This is a genomic window from Yersinia vastinensis (assembly GCF_902726565.1).
In the GTDB taxonomy this organism is placed as follows: domain Bacteria; phylum Pseudomonadota; class Gammaproteobacteria; order Enterobacterales; family Enterobacteriaceae; genus Yersinia; species Yersinia vastinensis.
This window is the reverse complement of the sequence record NZ_CACVAF010000005.1, coordinates 331,639-350,427: the sequence shown is the minus strand read 5'-3', so window position 1 is coordinate 350,427 and position 18,789 is coordinate 331,639. Positions and strand designations below refer to the sequence as shown.

Sequence of the window (18,789 nt, the reverse complement as noted above, 5' to 3'; positions counted from 1 at the left end):
ATGCAACTGAATTCCACCGAAATCAGCGAACTGATCAAGCAGCGCATTGCTCAGTTCAATGTAGTGAGCGAAGCTCACAATGAAGGTACTATTGTTTCCGTTAGTGACGGGATCATTCGCGTACACGGTCTGGCTGATGTAATGCAAGGCGAGATGATCGCACTGCCTGGCAACCGTTACGCAATCGCACTGAACCTGGAGCGCGACTCTGTTGGTGCAGTAGTTATGGGTCCGTACGCCGATCTTGCCGAAGGCATGAAGGTTAAATGTACTGGCCGTATCCTGGAAGTTCCAGTTGGTCGTGGCCTGTTGGGTCGCGTTGTCAACACTCTGGGTGAACCTGTTGATGGTAAAGGTCCGGTAGAAAATGACGGCTTCTCAGCTGTTGAAGCTATCGCACCTGGCGTTATCGAACGTCAATCCGTTGATGAACCCGTTCAGACTGGTTATAAGTCTGTCGACGCCATGATTCCAATTGGTCGTGGTCAGCGTGAATTGATCATCGGTGACCGTCAGACAGGTAAAACTGCTCTGGCGATTGATGCGATCATCAACCAGCGCGAGTCTGGCATCAAATGTGTGTATGTTGCTATCGGCCAGAAAGCCTCTACTGTTGCAAACGTAGTGCGTAAACTGGAAGAGCATGGCGCATTAGCTAACACCATCGTGGTTGTGGCTACGGCATCTGAATCTGCAGCATTGCAATACCTGGCACCTTACTCCGGTTGTGCCATGGGTGAATATTTCCGCGACCGCGGTGAAGATGCGCTGATTATTTATGATGACCTGTCTAAACAGGCTGTTGCATATCGTCAAATCTCCTTGCTGCTTCGTCGTCCACCAGGTCGTGAAGCTTATCCTGGCGACGTATTCTACCTCCACTCCCGTTTGTTGGAGCGTGCTGCGCGTGTTAACGCCGACTACGTTGAAACCTTTACCAAGGGTGAAGTGAAAGGTAAAACCGGTTCTTTGACCGCATTGCCAATCATTGAAACTCAAGCAGGGGACGTTTCCGCGTTCGTTCCGACTAACGTAATTTCTATTACCGATGGTCAGATCTTCTTGGAATCCAGCCTGTTTAACGCCGGTATTCGTCCTGCGGTTAACCCAGGTATCTCCGTATCTCGTGTGGGTGGTGCAGCGCAGACCAAGATCATGAAAAAACTGTCCGGTGGTATCCGTACCGCTCTGGCACAGTATCGTGAACTTGCAGCGTTCTCCCAGTTCGCATCCGATTTGGATGATGCAACACGTAAACAGTTGAGCCATGGTCAGAAAGTGACCGAGCTTTTGAAACAGAAACAATACGCACCGATGTCTGTTGCGCAACAATCTCTGGTTCTGTTCGCTGCTGAACGTGGTTATCTGGGTGATATCGAGTTGGCGAAGGTAGGTAGCTTTGAAGCTGCGCTGTTGGCGTTTGCTGACCGTGAGCATGCCGAGCTTCTGCAACAAATCAACCAAACTGGCGCGTATAACGATGAGATCGAGGCCAAGCTGAAAGGCATCCTTGATACATTTAAGGCAACCCAGTCCTGGTAACGCTATGCGGCCTTGCTTTTCATCAGGAAAGCGGGCCGTCTGGCAATGAGGAGAAGCAGAAATGGCCGGCGCAAAAGAGATACGTTCCAAGATCGCCAGCGTGCAAAACACGCAAAAGATCACCAAAGCCATGGAGATGGTCGCCGCCTCCAAAATGCGTAAATCGCAGGAACGCATGGCGGCCAGCCGTCCTTATGCAGAAACAATGCGTAGTGTGATTGGTCACCTTGCGCTAGGTAATCTGGAATATAAACATCCATACCTGGAAGAACGTGACGTTAAGCGCGTTGGGTATCTGGTGGTTTCTACAGACCGTGGCTTGTGTGGTGGTTTGAACATTAACTTGTTCAAAAAACTGTTAGCTGAGATGAAAGGTTGGTCTGAAAAAGGCGTTGAATGTGATTTAGCGCTGATTGGATCAAAAGCAGCTTCTTTCTTTGGTTCCGTGGGCGGCAAGATTGTTGCTCAGGTTACTGGCATGGGGGATAACCCTTCTCTGTCAGAACTTATCGGTCCAGTGAAAGTGATGCTACAAGCCTACGATGAAGGTCGTCTGGATAAACTGTATATCGTGAATAACAAGTTTATCAATACGATGTCTCAGGAACCACGGATCATGCAGTTGTTACCTCTTCCGCCTGCGGAAGATGGCACGCTGAAGAAGAAATCCTGGGATTACCTGTATGAACCCGATCCAAAAGCATTGCTGGATACCCTCCTGCGTCGCTATGTGGAATCGCAAGTTTATCAGGGCGTCGTTGAAAACCTGGCCAGCGAACAGGCCGCGCGAATGGTAGCGATGAAAGCCGCCACCGATAACGGCGGTAGTCTGATCAAAGAGCTGCAGTTGGTTTACAACAAAGCTCGTCAGGCCAGCATCACTCAGGAACTCACCGAGATCGTCGGGGGAGCCTCCGCGGTTTAACCAGGCTATTACCCTTAGTCGTTCATATTGCAGGAAGGCCGTTAACGCGCCAGCAAGTTGAAATATGACGGGTAAACGTATTACGTAGAGGATTCAAGATGGCTACTGGAAAGATTATCCAGGTAATCGGCGCCGTAGTGGACGTCGAATTCCCCCAAGACGCTGTACCAAAAGTGTACAACGCCCTTGAGGTTGAAGGCGCGGCTGATAAGCTCGTGCTGGAAGTTCAGCAACAGCTGGGCGGCGGTGTTGTTCGTTGTATCGCAATGGGCTCTTCCGATGGTTTGAGCCGTGGGTTGAAAGTTATCAACCTGGAACACCCAATTGAAGTGCCAGTTGGTAAATCAACTCTGGGCCGTATCATGAACGTATTGGGTGACCCAATCGACATGAAAGGTCCTATCGGTGAAGAAGAGCGCTGGGCAATCCACCGTGAAGCGCCTTCTTACGAAGAGCTTGCCAGCTCGCAAGATCTGTTAGAAACCGGTATCAAGGTAATGGATCTGATTTGTCCGTTCGCTAAGGGCGGTAAAGTTGGTCTGTTCGGTGGTGCGGGTGTAGGTAAAACGGTAAACATGATGGAGCTGATCCGTAACATTGCGATCGAGCACTCAGGTTATTCCGTATTTGCTGGTGTAGGTGAACGTACTCGTGAGGGTAACGACTTCTACCATGAGATGACAGACTCCAACGTTCTGGACAAAGTATCCTTGGTTTATGGCCAGATGAATGAGCCACCAGGTAACCGTCTGCGCGTTGCATTGACCGGCCTGACCATGGCGGAGAAATTCCGTGATGAAGGTCGTGACGTATTGCTGTTCATCGATAACATCTATCGTTATACCTTGGCCGGTACGGAAGTATCCGCACTGCTGGGCCGTATGCCATCAGCGGTAGGCTATCAGCCGACACTGGCTGAAGAGATGGGTGTGTTGCAGGAACGTATTACTTCCACTAAGACGGGTTCAATCACCTCTGTTCAGGCCGTTTACGTACCTGCGGATGACTTGACTGACCCATCACCAGCAACCACCTTTGCTCACTTGGATGCAACCGTCGTTCTGAGCCGTCAAATCGCCTCTCTGGGTATTTACCCAGCGGTTGACCCGCTTGACTCCACCAGCCGTCAGCTTGATCCGCTGGTTGTTGGTCAAGAGCACTACGATGTAGCGCGTGGCGTGCAGTCTATTCTGCAACGTTATCAGGAGCTGAAAGATATTATCGCAATTCTGGGTATGGACGAGTTGTCAGAAGATGACAAACTGGTTGTATCCCGTGCGCGTAAAATCCAGCGCTTCCTGTCCCAACCGTTCTTCGTGGCAGAAGTCTTCACCGGTTCACCGGGCAAGTTCGTATCGCTGAAAGATACCATTCGTGGTTTCAAAGGCATCATGAACGGCGACTATGACCACCTGCCGGAGCAGGCGTTCTACATGGTTGGCACCATTGAAGAAGCAGTGGAAAAAGCCAAGAAACTGTAACGCTGTTGACTGGAGGGTGACATGGCTGCAATGACTTACCATCTGGATGTTGTGAGCGCAGAGAAGAAAATGTTCTCAGGCGTAGTACAAAAAATTCAGGTGACGGGTAGTGAAGGTGAACTGGGGATTTTCCCTGGCCACGCCCCACTGCTCACTGCCATTAAGCCTGGCATGATACGTATCGTTAAGCAGTTCGGTGAGGAAGAGTTCATTTATCTTTCTGGCGGCATCCTTGAGGTGCAACCGAGCGTTGTGATCGTATTGGCTGACACTGCTATTCGTGGACAAGATCTGGACGAAGCTAGAGCGCTGGAATCTAAGCGCAAAGCAGAAGCTCATATCAATAATTCCCACGGCGATGTCGACTATGCTCAGGCATCCGCTGAATTGGCGAAGGCGATTGCGAAACTACGCGTAATCGAGCTGACCAGGAAGGCGATGTAATTTTATATCTTAGGGTTGTTTTTGAGTTAGATGGTTTATCAAAGCTTAACTAACAACTCTCTGATTTATAAAGTTATCATATAAAGAACGGTAGAATGCCAGTCGGTGAAAACAGACTGGCATTTTTTTATCTTCATTGTGTATCGCTATGGCGAATGCTTCAATCTATTGATATGTCCACCACCTCTGCTGCATTTCATTAAGCCTAAGCTAAACTAGTAAAGTTTCTTTCTGAAAATCCTTGTTTCTTGTCGTAAAATAAGTGGTTAATAACCTAAATGAGTGACGGCTTTTTGGCAAAAACAGGTCAAAAAACGTCGCTGATCGCCGACACTTTTCTCTACATTTTTTTGTTACATGGCACATCGCTACAACCCTTTAACCATGCGGGTTGAGTACGTTTTTCGCTGAGAAATATGTAGTAATTATTTCGCTAAACAGGTTTACTTCCGTCTATTAAATTGGAGTTATCAGGTTGCTTATGTCTAACAGCTCAATGAGTGTAGTCATCCTTGCCGCAGGTAAGGGGACTCGTATGTATTCCGACCTTCCTAAGGTGTTACACCCATTGGCAGGTAAGCCGATGGTTCAGCACGTTATTGATGCGGCTATGAAGTTGGGTGCACAAAAAGTTCATCTGGTTTATGGGCATGGTGCTGAGTTGTTGAAAAAAACACTGACTGACCCGGCGCTGAACTGGGTATTACAGGCAGAGCAGCTAGGTACCGGACACGCGATGCAACAAGCAGCACCACATTTTGCCGATGATGAAGATGTCCTGATGCTTTATGGCGATGTGCCGTTGATTTCTGTTGATACACTGCAACGGCTGTTAGCAGCAAAACCGCAAGGCGGCATTGGTCTATTGACGGTGAAATTGGATAACCCTAGTGGTTATGGTCGTATTGTGCGTGAGAATGGCGATGTGGTCGGGATTGTTGAGCATAAAGATGCCACCGATGCACAGCGTGAAATAAATGAAATCAATACCGGAATACTGGTCGCCAATGGGCGTGATTTGAAGCGCTGGCTATCGCTGTTGAATAACAATAATGCCCAAGGCGAGTTTTATATCACGGATATTATTGCATTGGCCCATGCTGATGGTAAGAAGATTGAAGCAGTGCACCCCACTCGTTTGAGTGAAGTTGAAGGTGTCAATAATCGTCTGCAATTGGCAACGCTTGAACGGGTATACCAGTCTGAACAGGCTGAGAAGCTACTGCTTGCGGGGGTGATGTTACTAGATCCTGCGCGTTTTGATTTGCGCGGAGAATTAACACATGGTCGTGATATCACTATCGATACCAATGTCATCATTGAAGGCCATGTCACTTTAGGTGATCGCGTTCGAATTGGTACGGGATGCGTACTTAAAAACTGTGTGATTGGCGATGATTCAGAAATCAGTCCATACACGGTGCTAGAAGATTCTCGCTTGGATGTAGGTTGCACGGTTGGGCCATTTGCTCGCCTACGACCGGGTGCTGAGTTGGCTGAAGGTGCACATGTTGGCAACTTTGTTGAAATCAAGAAAGCACGCTTAGGTAAAGGCTCTAAAGCAGGTCATCTCTCCTATTTAGGTGATGCTGAAATTGGCTCAGGCGTGAATATTGGCGCAGGAACTATAACTTGCAACTATGATGGTAAGAATAAGTTTAAAACTATCATCGGCGATGATGTGTTTGTTGGTTCAGATACCCAATTAGTGGCTCCCGTCACTGTTGCTAAAGGCGCGACTATCGGTGCAGGCACCACAGTAACCCGTGATGTTGCTGAGAATGAGCTGGTATTGAGCCGCGTTAAACAGGCCAATATTCAAGGTTGGAAACGCCCGGTTAAAAAAAGCTAGTTTATTTCCTCTTGCGGCATCTTTGTCGTGAGAGGAATGTTTTGCTGTACATTTTGGGTGCCCTATTCGGCTGAGAATGCACAGCAAAACATAATAATCCCCAACTCTACAGGCTCGGGGAACCCGGAAAATCCGGATCAAATCAGGTCACTGACATCGACAAGGTTCTAAAAGAACCTTACATAGGAATAAAACAGATGTGTGGAATTGTTGGCGCAGTAGCGCAACGTGATATCGCTGAGATTCTGATCGAAGGTTTACGTCGTCTTGAATACCGTGGCTATGACTCTGCTGGTTTGGCAGTGGTTGATGCTGAAGGTAATCTGACACGTTTACGTCGGGTGGGCAAAGTTCAGGCATTGTCTGATGCGGCTGAAAAGCAGGCTTTACATGGCGGCACCGGGATTGCACATACCCGCTGGGCTACCCATGGCGAGCCATCAGAGGCCAATGCTCACCCCCATGTTTCAGAATATATCTCTGTGGTTCACAACGGTATTATCGAGAATCACGAACCTTTACGTGAATTATTGATTAGCCGTGGCTACCGTTTCAGTTCTGAAACTGATACTGAAGTTATTGCTCATTTGGTCCATTGGGAACTGCAACAAGGTGGTTCTTTGCTAGAGGTGGTTAAGCGCGTTATTCCACAACTGCGTGGCGCATACGGTACAGTTGTCATGGATAGCCGCGACCCAAGCCGCTTGGTGGCTGCTCGTTCAGGTAGCCCGTTGGTGATTGGTTGTGGTGTAGGCGAAAACTTTATCGCTTCTGACCAACTGGCTCTGTTGCCTGTTACCCGCCGCTTTATCTTCTTAGAAGAAGGCGATGTGGTTGAAGTGACTCGCCGTAGCGTGACGATTTTTGATAAGCAGGGTAATGTTATTGAGCGCCCAGAGATTGAATCTCAGGTGCAATATGATGCTGGTGACAAAGGTGAATATCGTCACTACATGCAAAAAGAGATTTATGAACAGCCTATGGCGATTAAAAATACGCTGGAAGGCCGTTTAAATCATGGTGCCATTGATTTGTCTGAGCTTGGCCCAAAAGCCGATGCTTTGTTGGCGGATGTTCAGCATATTCAAATCATTGCCTGTGGTACTTCTTATAACTCCGGTATGGTTTCTCGTTATTGGTTTGAGGCACTGGCTGGTGTGCCTTGTGACGTTGAAATCGCTTCTGAATTCCGTTATCGCAAGTCGGCTGTGCGTCCTAATAGTCTGCTGATTACCTTGTCACAATCTGGTGAAACCGCTGATACATTAGCAGCTCTGCGTTTATCAAAAGAGCTAGGATATTTAGGTTCGCTGGCTATTTGTAACGTCGCTGGTTCTTCATTGGTACGTGAATCAGATCTGGCCTTGATGACTAAAGCCGGCACTGAAATTGGTGTTGCGTCAACGAAAGCCTTCACCACGCAATTAACGGTGTTGTTGATGCTGGTGGGGCGTATCGCTTTACTAAAAGGCGTTGAAGGTAGCCAGGCGCTAGAACATAAAATTGTTGAGGCACTGCAGTCTTTACCTGTCCAGATCGAAGGGATGCTGTCGAAGGATAAAGATATTGAAGAATTAGCGAAGGATTTTGCTGATAAGCACCATGCTTTGTTCCTTGGTCGAGGCGATCAGTACCCTATCGCAATGGAAGGCGCGCTGAAACTGAAAGAAATTTCTTATATTCACGCTGAAGCTTATGCGGCTGGTGAATTAAAACATGGCCCATTGGCTTTGGTTGACGCCAATATGCCGGTGATTGTGGTAGCACCTAACAATGATTTACTGGAAAAACTGAAGTCCAACATTGAAGAAGTGCGTGCACGCGGCGGTTTACTGTATGTATTTGCTGATGAAAATGCCGGCTTTACCAGTAGTGAATTGGTTAAGATTGTGCCATTGCCTCATGTTGAAGAAATTATTGCTCCAATCTTCTATACCGTTCCTCTACAGTTGCTGTCATATCATGTTGCCCTGATCAAGGGGACGGATGTTGATAAGCCACGTAACTTGGCAAAATCGGTTACGGTTGAGTAATCGACGCCATCTCGCACCAACAAAAGCCGACATCTGTCGGCTTTTTTGTACTTTCAGTACTCAGTAATGAATTGTCATTTTAGACTAAAAAATAATCATATATTTGAGTGACCTCTGAACTAAAAATGATATTATTTTGAATGAAAAGATTAAATAATCACTTAAAATAAAACGTAAGAGACTGATAAATATAATTTTTATTAACTATCAAACCACTTGTCATATAACTGTAATATTCCGTACATTTTTCTGTCATTAAACTGTCCTATTTTCCCTCCTGCACCATACTTAATCTGATGAAAACAATTTAGAGTTGATTCTAATATCCCATTAGGAGGGATTATGAAACTGATGCGTACCACCGTAGCCAGCATTGTGGCAGCGACCTTATCTATGACCACCGTGTCCGCGTTCGCTGCTGCAAGCCTGACAGGTGCAGGTGCGACATTCCCCGCGCCGGTGTATGCCAAGTGGGCAGATTCTTATCAGAAAGAAACAGGTAACAAAGTTAACTATCAAGGGATCGGTTCTTCAGGTGGCGTGAAGCAAATCATTGCCAATACTGTCGACTTCGGTGCCTCTGATGCGCCATTAACAGATGAAAAATTGGCGGCTGATGGTTTGTTCCAATTCCCTACAGTGATTGGTGGCGTGGTGTTAGCCGTCAATATCCCAGGCATTAAATCTGGTGAACTGACTTTAGACGGTAAAACACTGGGTGATATTTATCTGGGTAATGTGAAAAAGTGGAATGACCCCGCTATTGTTAAGTTAAACCCAGGTGTAAAACTCCCAGATCAGAATATTGCAGTTGTGCGTCGTGCTGATGGTTCAGGCACTTCATTCGTGTTCACCAGCTATTTGGCTAAAGTGAATGCGGAATGGAAAGAAAAAATTGGTGCAGGCTCTACAGTGAATTGGCCAACCGGCTTAGGTGGCAAGGGTAACGACGGTATTGCGGCATTTGTTCAACGTCTGCCTGGTGCGATTGGTTATGTGGAATACGCCTATGCTAAACAAAATAACCTGGCTTACACCAAACTGATTTCTGCTGATGGGAAGCCTGTTAGCCCAACAGAAGAGAACTTCAGTGCAGCAGCGAAAGGTGTTGATTGGAGCAAGACATTTGCACAAGACCTGACTAACCAGAAAGGCGAGGGGGCATGGCCAATTACTTCGACCACCTTCATTCTGGTACATAAAGATCAGAAAAATGCAGAGAAAGGCGCTGAAGTGCTGAAATTCTTCGACTGGGCTTATACCCACGGTGCAAAACAAGCCAGTGACTTGGATTATGCAACATTGCCAGCCGCAGTGGTTGAACAGGTTCGTGCAGCTTGGAAAACCAATATCAAAGACAGTTCAGGCAAAGCATTGTTCTAATCTGGTCAGAACCGAAGAAAGCAGTAAATAGATTGATATTAGTTTCATTAATTGTCCCTCCCCAACGAATGGGGAGGGATATAACACCCGGATGAGAAGAGAGTCTATGGCTGCTTATAAGCCGACGATCAAAGCACCGAGTAAATACGGTGACATCATTTTCAGTGCGCTGGTTAAACTGGCTGCGCTGATAACCCTATTTATGCTGGGCGGCATAATCGTTTCATTGATTGTGGCTTCCTGGCCAAGTATTGAAAAGTTTGGTTTTGCTTTCCTGTGGACCAAAGAATGGGATCCTCCGGCTGAACAGTTTGGTGCATTAGTCCCGATTTACGGCACCATTGTGACCTCTGTTATCGCCTTGCTCATTGCGGTTCCTGTCAGTTTTGGTATTGCCCTGTTCCTGACCGAGTTAGCACCAAACTGGTTAAAACGCCCACTGGGTGTGGCGATTGAGTTACTGGCGGCAATCCCAAGTATTGTTTACGGGATGTGGGGCTTATTTGTTTTCGCTCCCCTCTTTGCTCGCTATTTCCAAGAGCCTGTCGGTAACGTGATGTCCGGTATTCCTATTGTTGGGGTGCTATTCTCCGGACCTGCGTTTGGTATCGGCATTCTGGCTGCCGGCGTTATTTTAGCCATCATGATTATTCCTTACATTGCGGCCGTGATGCGCGATGTGTTTGAACAAACTCCAGTGATGATGAAAGAGTCAGCTTATGGCATTGGCTGCACCACGTGGGAAGTTATCTGGCGCATTGTGCTGCCTTATACCAAAAATGGTGTGATTGGCGGCGTGATGTTAGGGCTGGGCCGCGCATTGGGTGAAACCATGGCGGTAACATTTATCATCGGTAACACTTACCAACTCGACAGCTTCTCGCTGTTCATGCCAGGCAACAGCATTACCTCTGCATTAGCAAATGAATTTGCTGAAGCTGAGTCCGGTTTACATACCGCGGCGTTGATGGAGTTGGGTCTGATCTTGTTTGTAATAACCTTTATCGTACTGGCTTTGTCTAAGCTGATGATTTCGCGTCTGGCTAAGAAAGAGGGGCGCTAAGATGGCAACGATGCATATGCAAAGTGATGCGACGCTGATGGAAACCCGCCGTAAAAAGCAGGCATGGCGTCGTCAGAAGAATCGGATTGCTTTAATTCTTTCAATGGCAACCATGGCATTCGGTTTATTTTGGTTAGTGTGGATTTTGTTCTCCACGGTGACCAAAGGTATCGACGGCATGTCTCTGGCATTATTTACCGAGATGACACCGCCACCCAATACCGCGGGGGGGGGATTGGCCAATGCCATTGCGGGGAGCGGTTTGTTAATTCTGTGGGCAACCGTTATTGGTACGCCACTGGGCATTATGGCGGGGATTTATCTGGCCGAATATGGGCGTAAATCCTGGTTGGCGGAAATCACGCGTTTTATCAACGACATTTTATTATCCGCGCCTTCTATCGTGGTCGGCCTATTTGTATACACCATTGTTGTGGCCAAGATGGAACATTTCTCTGGCTGGGCTGGGGTGATTGCACTGGCGCTGTTACAAGTGCCAATTGTCATCCGTACGACCGAAAATATGCTGAAATTGGTTCCAGATAGTTTGCGAGAAGCCGCCTATGCATTGGGAACACCAAAATGGCGCATGATTTCAGCTATTACGTTGAAAGCTTCTATTTCAGGTATTTTGACGGGGATTTTGCTGGCTGTGGCGCGCATTGCTGGTGAAACGGCACCATTACTGTTCACTTCGCTCTCCAACCAGTTCTGGAGTACCGATCTGAGTCAGCCTATTGCTAACTTGCCGGTCACCATATTTAAGTTTGCCATGAGTCCATTTGCAGAATGGCAGCAATTAGCATGGGCAGGGGTGCTTCTGATTACCCTGTGTGTACTGTTACTGAATATTCTGGCTCGGGTTGTTTTCGCGAAGAAAAAGCATTGATTGGCTGAGAAAACATCAGCAATAAGTCATGAAAACACCGATTCGCCAATAAATTCCAAAATGCGGCTACGGCGGCATTGGCTAAAAGAGAGAAGTCTTGATGAGTATGGCTACTGACATCAACAACAGCAAAATTCAGGTTCGCGATCTGAACTTCTACTACGGCAAATTCCATGCGCTGAAGAACATCTCGCTGGATATTGCCAAAAATCAGGTCACGGCATTCATTGGACCATCAGGTTGTGGTAAATCGACCCTGCTGCGGACATTTAATAAAATGTACCAGTTGTATCCAGACCAACGTGCTGAAGGCGATATTTTACTGGATGGGCAGAATATCTTGACCGATAAGCAAGATATCGCGTTGTTGCGGGCGAAAGTGGGCATGGTTTTCCAGAAGCCAACGCCGTTTCCGATGTCAATTTACGATAACATCGCTTTTGGCGTGAAGTTATTTGAAAATCTGTCTCGTGCTGATATGGATGAGCGCGTGCAATGGGCGCTAACTAAAGCGGCATTATGGAATGAAACGAAAGATAAATTGCACCAGAGTGGTTACAGCTTGTCGGGTGGGCAACAGCAGCGCTTATGCATCGCGCGTGGTATCGCCATTCGTCCCGATGTGTTGTTGCTCGATGAACCTTGTTCGGCGCTTGACCCTATCTCTACCGGCCGAATCGAGGAGCTTATCAGCGAGTTGAAGTCTGATTATACCGTGGTGATTGTCACACATAACATGCAGCAAGCCGCGCGCTGTTCAGATCATACAGCATTTATGTATCTAGGTGAGCTAATTGAATTCAGTGATACAGACACGCTGTTCACTGCACCACAGCAAAAACAGACCGAAGACTATATTACTGGTCGCTATGGTTGATTGCCTTAGTGTCGACTATGTTCATTTCGCCCACTAATACGTATGGGAAGTATCATGGATAACTTGAATCTTAATAAACATATTTCCGGCCAGTTCAACGCAGAACTTGAGCATATCCGCACCCAAGTATTAGCTATGGGCGGTCTGGTGGAACAACAATTATCTGATGCCATCACCGCTATGCATAATCAGGACGGTGAGTTAGCAAAACGCGTCATTGAGGGCGATAGCAAAGTCAATTTGATGGAAGTGACCATTGATGAAGCTTGTGTGCGCATCATCGCTAAACGTCAGCCAACTGCCAGTGATTTGCGCTTGGTGATGGCGATTATCAAGACTATTTCAGAATTGGAACGTATTGGTGATGTGGCGGATAAAATATGCCGAACTGCATTGGAAAAATTCTCTCACCAACACCAACCTCTGTTGGTCAGCCTAGAGTCTTTAGGCCGTCATACGGTACAAATGCTGCATGATGTATTGGATGCCTTTGCGCGTATGGATTTGGATGAAGCTATCCGGATTTATCGTGAAGATAAGAAAGTTGACCAAGAATATGAAGGCATCGTACGCCAATTGATGACGTATATGATGGAAGATCCGCGAACAATACCGAGTGTGTTGACTGCTTTGTTCTGTGCTCGTTCAATCGAACGTATTGGGGATCGTTGCCAGAACATTTGTGAATTCATTTTCTACTTCGTTAAAGGTCAGGACTTCCGTCACCTTGGTGGCGATGCTTTAGAGAAACTGCTTTCTACTGATAAACCTGAAAAATAATAGCATGTCCCCAATCAGATAGATTTGTATATTTGATTGGGGTTATTTCACCAAAACGCCCTCTCAGGTTTCCCCCCAAATTTAACATCATGATAAGTTAATTTAATTTCGTTTAATATTCGTTTATATTTCCCCCTCTATTGATTGACATAATACTCAAGTCTTATGCATTGTTAGTGGAAATAAAACTTCCTTTTGCGAATGATTCTATTTTTCTACTGTTCTTTAGACCGTAATTTAATGCTTTTGTATAAGATGATATTAAATCAAATTTAATTTGTTTTTACACTGGGCGGAATAAGTGAGTATATGTCTATATAGACCAACAAATGTGGCCCTTAACCTGTTATGGGTGCTATGGATCGCATGTTTAGTGGGCTATGTAGTCTACAATTTATTTTTTTATCTTCTTCTTGCCCCAACCTTACTTCTCATTTTTATCTTGATAAATACTATGTTCAAAAAGAAAATAAATAATCATAAAGAAGAATCCTCTGTGGGTAACCCCTCACTAACCCCGACCTCTGATACGGTGAAAACCAGTACGATTATCGCGGCGGGAACAAAATTAAAAGGTGATATCAACCTTGATGGTGATATTCAAATTTATGGCGTCGTGAACGGTAATATCACCGTAAATGAAGGAACAATCAGATTAATGCGCAGTGGCCGTATTGAAGGGAATCTAACCGCACCACAGATTACGGTTGATGGGTCTATTGAGGGCGTTTGTATTTCTGACCATCTGGAAATTCTGGAAAATGGCCGTTTAAACGGCATTGTAAAAGGCTGTAACTTTTCCATCCAAAAAGGCGGTATCTTCATTGGTCAGTCAGAGATTACTGAGGAGCCTGTTGGCAGAACCAGAATTAAAGCGAAACCGGCTACTGCAGGTTATCAGGAAGCAGCATCAACCGAAGAAGTTACTACAGAAGTTAAAAATAGCAGCAAATAATCCTTTTCGCATGGCCTATCTACTCTGTGCTAATTGCGCGATTGGACTGAAATTTATAGTCATAATCGCGTTATTAGCCTGCCAATGATCTCTCTTTCATTTTCAATATAAACAGACTCATTCACTGAGATTAATTGGTTATAAATATATCGTTTTATATTATTTCCTGACCTAACGCTGACTTGATAGCTTACACATATCGCAACATCTCAATCCTTTTAGGAGCTTTCAATGAAGCACTCTTTGTCCACGAAAAAAAATGTTCTGGCATTAACGCTATTAGCGAGTCTGGCAACACTTTCAGGTGTGGCTCACGCGGATAAACTTGATGATATTAAACAAGCTGGTGTAGTGCGAATTGCTGTTTTCGATAGCAATCCCCCATTTGGTTATATCGATCCACAGACTAAAAAGCTGGTGGGATATGACGTGGATGTTGCGAATGCAATTGCTAAAGATTTAGGTGTAAAAGTTGAATTGCGGGCAACCAACCCGGCTAACCGCATCCCGTTACTGACATCTAAGAAAGTGGATCTGATTGCCGCTAACTTCACAATTACAGATGAACGCGCCAAGGAAGTGAACTTCAGCCTGCCTTATTTCGCAACCGGCCAGAAATTTATTGCTCATAAAGGTGTGCTGAAAACACCAGAAGATATCGGCAAGTTACGTATTGGTGCGGATAAAGGCACAGTACAGGAAATAACCCTGCGTGAGCATTATCCAACGGCTAAAGTTATTTCTTACGATGATACACCACTGGCATTTACTGCTCTGCGTAATGGGAATGTCCAAGCTATCACCCAAGATGATGCCAAATTAGTTGGCTTGCTGGGTAATCTGCCTGAAGCACAAAAAGCCGATTTTGAAATATCTCCCTTCAGTATTACCAAAGAATATCAAGGTGTTGGTATTCCTAAAGGTGAAGATCGTTTAACTGCCAGTGTGAACGAAACACTCGTTAAGCTGGAAAAAGACGGTGAAGCCGCGAAAATTTACGACCGCTGGTTTGGCCCGGCAACCAACGCAGCTCAACCACGTGGTGAATTTAAATTTGCACCGTTGGATCAACAGCCTAAAGCATAATTGGGTGTTGAACTGAGAAGAGATAAGCCCTGCATTGTCACAATGCGGGGCGTTGTACCTTTGGTACTTGACGTTGCAGGGATGTTAGCTGCGCTCATTCACCCGAATCACTTACCACGTAAGCTCATCGGGCTTTGTTTGTTGGCAGCCTACCTGCAATACCCATTACTTTAGGTATACCCCTATAACGTATTGATATGTTGAGTCAGGAAGTAAAAATAAGATGGAATTTAAAACTCATGTTATTAGGGGGATGGTATCAGGGCAATATAGGTATGATTGGCCATGAATCTACATCATCTCACTGATTGGTTGTTGGCCCCACAATATCTCAGTTGGTTGTGGGATGGGTTTCTACTGACGTTGTGGATTTCCGCCTGCACGGTGGTGGCTTCCACACTTTTGGGTTTTCTGTTGGCCGCAGCCAGAGACAGTGAACTCAAAACATTGCAATGGTTTGCGATGGGTTACAGTACGCTATTTCGCAATACCCCTTTACTGATCCAATTATTCTTTTGGTACTTTGCGGCTAGCCAATTCTTGCCTGCATCTTGGATTCCTTGGCTCAATACCCCTCATGAAATCAGTGTATTCGGCTTAACCTTGAACTGGCCTTCATTTGAGTTTTTAGCCGGTTTCATCGGGTTGACTCTCTACTCCACGGCATTTATTGCTGAAGAGCTGCGCTCTGGCATCAGTGGGGTTGCAAAAGGGCAAAAATATGCAGCCCATGCCTTAGGGTTGACCGGGTGGCAAGCCATGCGGCATGTCGTCCTGCCACAAGCGCTGAAAATCGCGATGCCGCCCTTGCTGGGTCAATATATGAACATTATTAAAAACTCGTCATTAGCGATGGCGATTGGTGTGGCCGAACTTTCTTATGCATCTCGCCAAGTTGAGACGGAGACATTGCGGACATTCCAGGCTTTTGGCGTGGCAACGGTGTTATATATCGCAATTATTGCGCTGATTGAAGCGTGGGGCATGTGGCGTCAACAGCGAACAGCAGCAATCAAGGGGCATTGAGATGGATTTTACGATTATTGCCGATAACTGGACTTATCTGCTGTGGGGGACTTTCCCTGATGGTCCACTGGGGGGAGCAGCCTTAACTTTGCTGATAAGCCTCATGGCGGGAGTCGCTTCAGCTATTTTAGGTACGATTTTGGGCGTCTTGCTGGCAATGTCCCGTGGTGTTTGGGCTGGTATATTAGCGGCTGTTTTAGGTTTTTTCCGCGCAATTCCCGTCATTATGTTGATCTTCTGGACTTATTTTCTACTGCCGATTGTCTTCGGCGTGGATATTCCTGAAATCACCACTGTCGTGTGCGCACTGGCATTGATTGCCTCTGCTTATTTAGCCCATGCTGTAAAAGCGGGAATTGTCGCGATTGGTGCGGGCCAATGGCAGGCTGGCCTGTCGCTAGGTTTCAATCGCTGGCAGGTATTGTGGTTTATTGTCTTACCACAAGCACTGCGCATGATGGTGCCTTCCTTTATTAATCAATGGATTTCGCTGATTAAGGATACCTCGCTGGCATATATTGTTGGGGTGAATGAGTTGACGTTTTTGGCTACTCAGGTCAACAACCGCAGTATGGTTTACCCAATGGAGGTCTTCCTGTTTGTGGCGTTGATCTACTTTGTGTTATGTCTGGCACTGGATCTGCTGGCAAATGGCCTGAATCGTCGTTTTAGCCCACAACATGCCATCAAGAAGCAAAATACCCTCAAACGGTTATTAACCGGCAATTCAAAAGTAATGCCTATCTAAGAAGTGCTACCAGATTTTAATAAATAATAATCATTATGGAGATAATAATTCCCATGATGGTTATTATTGTGAATTTTACTTGATAAATAAATGTTAGCTAAATGAAATAAGAATAGAATTTGCGTTACCCAGAAAATCCTTATAGTACGGTAAATTGGTTTTTTACATTACAGGGATGCAGCAATGAAAATTTATTTTCTTTTACTGATATCTATTTGTCTTGTCTCTTGTTCCTTGACCGCGAAAGAGCCACAGGGCTTGGTGGACGGCACTGTTACCACTAAAAACTCAGAGGGGTTAGATTATGTCGACCCAACCAAGACTATTTTCCCGATGGATAATTATTCGCAATCTGTTGATAAATGGATATCCCCAAAATCGGAGAAAATAAACATTCCGGTTATGGATGGAGTGACTCAGACGCGAAATTTCGCTAACTTAAAATCGCATTATTTCGGAATGAATAAAGAGGATCATTCTCCTTGGAATCCCTATTATATATCATCCATTCTGAGTGGAAGTGATTCTGTCATAATTGAGCATGATAAAATAATAAAAGAGTTTCTGAGTCAAGACAGTATTTCTTATGGTGAAAATTTTAGAGTGAACTCTTCCGTCTGGAAAGAGACGGTAAGAAATAATGCCGATATCAATATTGATGGCATTTATCACCCTTCAGGCCGGGGTATCACTCTCAGAGAGACGTTAGTTAGAATGTTGCCAACGGACGATCCTGCTTATGATGACCCTCGTGAGGCGGGGCAGGGATATCCTTTTGATAACTTACAGGATTCTTCGGTCAGGCCCGGCACTCCCATTTATGTTTTTGCCGCCAGCCAGGATAAAAACTGGAAATATATTGCCTCTCCCACTGTAACGGGATGGGTAAAAAGTGATGATGTCGCTGTTGTGGGGCCGAAGTTTATTGCTGAATGGATATCACTGGCGGAGAAAAACCTGGGCGCTGTTATCAAAGAGCCCGTATCGGTGCATAAAGGTGAACAGTTCTATTTTACTGCCCGCCCCGGGACTATCCTACCTTTCAGTAGTGAGAAATCAGGTGGTTATCAGGTTGCCATTCCTGTTCGAAAAGGTGACAGCCATGTGGAAATTAACTGGGTCACCCTGAAAAAAGATCAATTCACAGCCATGCCGTGGAAAATGACGCCCGCCAATATAGCGACTTTAATGAAATCAATGAGTGGCAGGCCATATGGTTGGGGAAATTATCATTTTTATAATGATTGTTCAGCAGAAATACGCAGCCTGATGATGCCATTTGGTCTATTTCTACCCAGAAACTCTGCACAACAGATACAGGAAATCAGAGTGGTTGACCTCAGCAAAGAGCTACTTAATAAGCGTATAAAGTATCTAAAAGATCACGGTAAACCTTTTACCACTCTGATTTATATTAAGGGTCACATTATGCTGTATATCGGTAACGCTACTGTTAATGGAGAGGAGGTGCCGATGACATATCAGAATATTTGGGGATTGCGCCCTAAAGATTCGAGCAGCAGAAGCATTATTGGTGGCTCGGTTTTCTTCCCGCTATTGCCCTTTTATCCAGAGCGACCAAATTTAGAGTCTTTGGCAGGTAAGGAAGTATTCAAACTTGGTTTTATAGAATAAACCTTTATCAGCACTGGTACCCAGTTAGCTTACTGATGACGCTGGTGCTATGTCCCAGCGTCACCAATAT

The 18,789-nt window shown here is 45.7% G+C and carries 16 protein-coding genes; all 16 read left to right on the top strand.

Going from position 1 to position 18,789, the window contains the following annotated elements; genetic code table 11:
* On the top strand, positions 1-1,542 hold the full coding sequence (gene atpA / locus HUZ92_RS10160; protein WP_145579527.1) for a F0F1 ATP synthase subunit alpha: 1,542 nt from the start codon (positions 1-3) through the stop codon (positions 1,540-1,542).
* Between the two features lie 61 nt (positions 1,543-1,603).
* Complete coding sequence (gene atpG / locus HUZ92_RS10155) at positions 1,604-2,467, top strand: F0F1 ATP synthase subunit gamma (protein ID WP_050099301.1); 864 nt, start codon at positions 1,604-1,606, stop codon at positions 2,465-2,467.
* Between the two features lie 98 nt (positions 2,468-2,565).
* Positions 2,566-3,948 carry a F0F1 ATP synthase subunit beta gene (gene atpD, locus HUZ92_RS10150; protein WP_050099303.1) on the top strand — a complete coding sequence of 461 codons (1,383 nt, stop codon included), beginning with the start codon at positions 2,566-2,568 and terminating at the stop codon, positions 3,946-3,948.
* Between the two features lie 21 nt (positions 3,949-3,969).
* Entirely contained in the window at positions 3,970-4,392 is a 423-nt protein-coding gene (locus HUZ92_RS10145; protein WP_050099306.1) for a F0F1 ATP synthase subunit epsilon, read from the top strand.
* 481 nt (positions 4,393-4,873) lie between these two features.
* A complete protein-coding gene (gene glmU / locus HUZ92_RS10140) occupies positions 4,874-6,244 on the top strand; it encodes a bifunctional UDP-N-acetylglucosamine diphosphorylase/glucosamine-1-phosphate N-acetyltransferase GlmU (RefSeq protein ID WP_050140094.1) in 1,371 nt (456 codons plus the stop codon).
* Between the two features lie 197 nt (positions 6,245-6,441).
* A complete protein-coding gene (glmS, locus tag HUZ92_RS10135; RefSeq protein WP_050140093.1) occupies positions 6,442-8,277 on the top strand; it encodes a glutamine--fructose-6-phosphate transaminase (isomerizing) in 1,836 nt (611 codons plus the stop codon).
* Positions 8,278-8,619: 342 nt separating this feature from the next.
* Positions 8,620-9,660 carry a phosphate ABC transporter substrate-binding protein PstS gene (pstS, locus tag HUZ92_RS10130; RefSeq protein ID WP_050099313.1) on the top strand — a complete coding sequence of 347 codons (1,041 nt, stop codon included), beginning with the start codon at positions 8,620-8,622 and terminating at the stop codon, positions 9,658-9,660.
* A gap of 106 nt (positions 9,661-9,766) precedes the next feature.
* The gene (pstC, locus tag HUZ92_RS10125; protein WP_050099315.1) at positions 9,767-10,723 is read left to right on the top strand and encodes a phosphate ABC transporter permease PstC; all 957 of its coding nucleotides are present in this window, start codon (positions 9,767-9,769) and stop codon (positions 10,721-10,723) included.
* A 1-nt stretch (position 10,724) separates the two neighbouring features.
* Positions 10,725-11,612 carry a phosphate ABC transporter permease PstA gene (pstA, locus tag HUZ92_RS10120; RefSeq protein ID WP_050099318.1) on the top strand — a complete coding sequence of 296 codons (888 nt, stop codon included), beginning with the start codon at positions 10,725-10,727 and terminating at the stop codon, positions 11,610-11,612.
* A gap of 100 nt (positions 11,613-11,712) precedes the next feature.
* Positions 11,713-12,489: a phosphate ABC transporter ATP-binding protein PstB gene (gene pstB, locus HUZ92_RS10115; RefSeq protein ID WP_004713904.1), complete on the top strand. Its 777-nt coding sequence runs from the start codon at positions 11,713-11,715 to the stop codon at positions 12,487-12,489.
* Positions 12,490-12,543: 54 nt separating this feature from the next.
* Positions 12,544-13,269, top strand: a complete 726-nt coding sequence (gene phoU, locus HUZ92_RS10110) for a phosphate signaling complex protein PhoU (protein ID WP_050099319.1) — start codon at positions 12,544-12,546, stop codon at positions 13,267-13,269.
* Positions 13,270-13,576: 307 nt separating this feature from the next.
* Positions 13,577-14,224 carry a bactofilin family protein gene (locus tag HUZ92_RS10105; RefSeq protein ID WP_050099613.1) on the top strand — a complete coding sequence of 216 codons (648 nt, stop codon included), beginning with the start codon at positions 13,577-13,579 and terminating at the stop codon, positions 14,222-14,224.
* A 231-nt stretch (positions 14,225-14,455) separates the two neighbouring features.
* Positions 14,456-15,310 (top strand): ABC transporter substrate-binding protein, encoded by an 855-nt coding sequence (locus HUZ92_RS10100; protein ID WP_050099322.1) that lies wholly within the window; start codon positions 14,456-14,458, stop codon positions 15,308-15,310.
* A 285-nt stretch (positions 15,311-15,595) separates the two neighbouring features.
* Complete coding sequence (locus tag HUZ92_RS10095; RefSeq protein ID WP_050140092.1) at positions 15,596-16,336, top strand: amino acid ABC transporter permease; 741 nt, start codon at positions 15,596-15,598, stop codon at positions 16,334-16,336.
* A 1-nt stretch (position 16,337) separates the two neighbouring features.
* Positions 16,338-17,084 carry an amino acid ABC transporter permease gene (locus HUZ92_RS10090; RefSeq protein ID WP_050099325.1) on the top strand — a complete coding sequence of 249 codons (747 nt, stop codon included), beginning with the start codon at positions 16,338-16,340 and terminating at the stop codon, positions 17,082-17,084.
* A 183-nt stretch (positions 17,085-17,267) separates the two neighbouring features.
* The gene (locus HUZ92_RS10085; RefSeq protein ID WP_145579526.1) at positions 17,268-18,719 is read left to right on the top strand and encodes an SH3 domain-containing protein; all 1,452 of its coding nucleotides are present in this window, start codon (positions 17,268-17,270) and stop codon (positions 18,717-18,719) included.
* The last annotated feature ends 70 nt before the right edge of the window (positions 18,720-18,789 follow it).

Coding starts and splice junctions, on each gene's coding strand:
- atpA (WP_145579527.1), top strand. CDS start 1: ATGCAACTGAATTCCACCGAAATCAGCGAACTGATCAAGCAGCGCATT.
- atpG (WP_050099301.1), top strand. CDS start 1,604: ATGGCCGGCGCAAAAGAGATACGTTCCAAGATCGCCAGCGTGCAAAAC.
- atpD (WP_050099303.1), top strand. CDS start 2,566: ATGGCTACTGGAAAGATTATCCAGGTAATCGGCGCCGTAGTGGACGTC.
- HUZ92_RS10145 (WP_050099306.1), top strand. CDS start 3,970: ATGGCTGCAATGACTTACCATCTGGATGTTGTGAGCGCAGAGAAGAAA.
- glmU (WP_050140094.1), top strand. CDS start 4,874: ATGTCTAACAGCTCAATGAGTGTAGTCATCCTTGCCGCAGGTAAGGGG.
- glmS (WP_050140093.1), top strand. CDS start 6,442: ATGTGTGGAATTGTTGGCGCAGTAGCGCAACGTGATATCGCTGAGATT.
- pstS (WP_050099313.1), top strand. CDS start 8,620: ATGAAACTGATGCGTACCACCGTAGCCAGCATTGTGGCAGCGACCTTA.
- pstC (WP_050099315.1), top strand. CDS start 9,767: ATGGCTGCTTATAAGCCGACGATCAAAGCACCGAGTAAATACGGTGAC.
- pstA (WP_050099318.1), top strand. CDS start 10,725: ATGGCAACGATGCATATGCAAAGTGATGCGACGCTGATGGAAACCCGC.
- pstB (WP_004713904.1), top strand. CDS start 11,713: ATGAGTATGGCTACTGACATCAACAACAGCAAAATTCAGGTTCGCGAT.
- phoU (WP_050099319.1), top strand. CDS start 12,544: ATGGATAACTTGAATCTTAATAAACATATTTCCGGCCAGTTCAACGCA.
- HUZ92_RS10100 (WP_050099322.1), top strand. CDS start 14,456: ATGAAGCACTCTTTGTCCACGAAAAAAAATGTTCTGGCATTAACGCTA.
- HUZ92_RS10095 (WP_050140092.1), top strand. CDS start 15,596: ATGAATCTACATCATCTCACTGATTGGTTGTTGGCCCCACAATATCTC.
- HUZ92_RS10090 (WP_050099325.1), top strand. CDS start 16,338: ATGGATTTTACGATTATTGCCGATAACTGGACTTATCTGCTGTGGGGG.
- HUZ92_RS10085 (WP_145579526.1), top strand. CDS start 17,268: ATGAAAATTTATTTTCTTTTACTGATATCTATTTGTCTTGTCTCTTGT.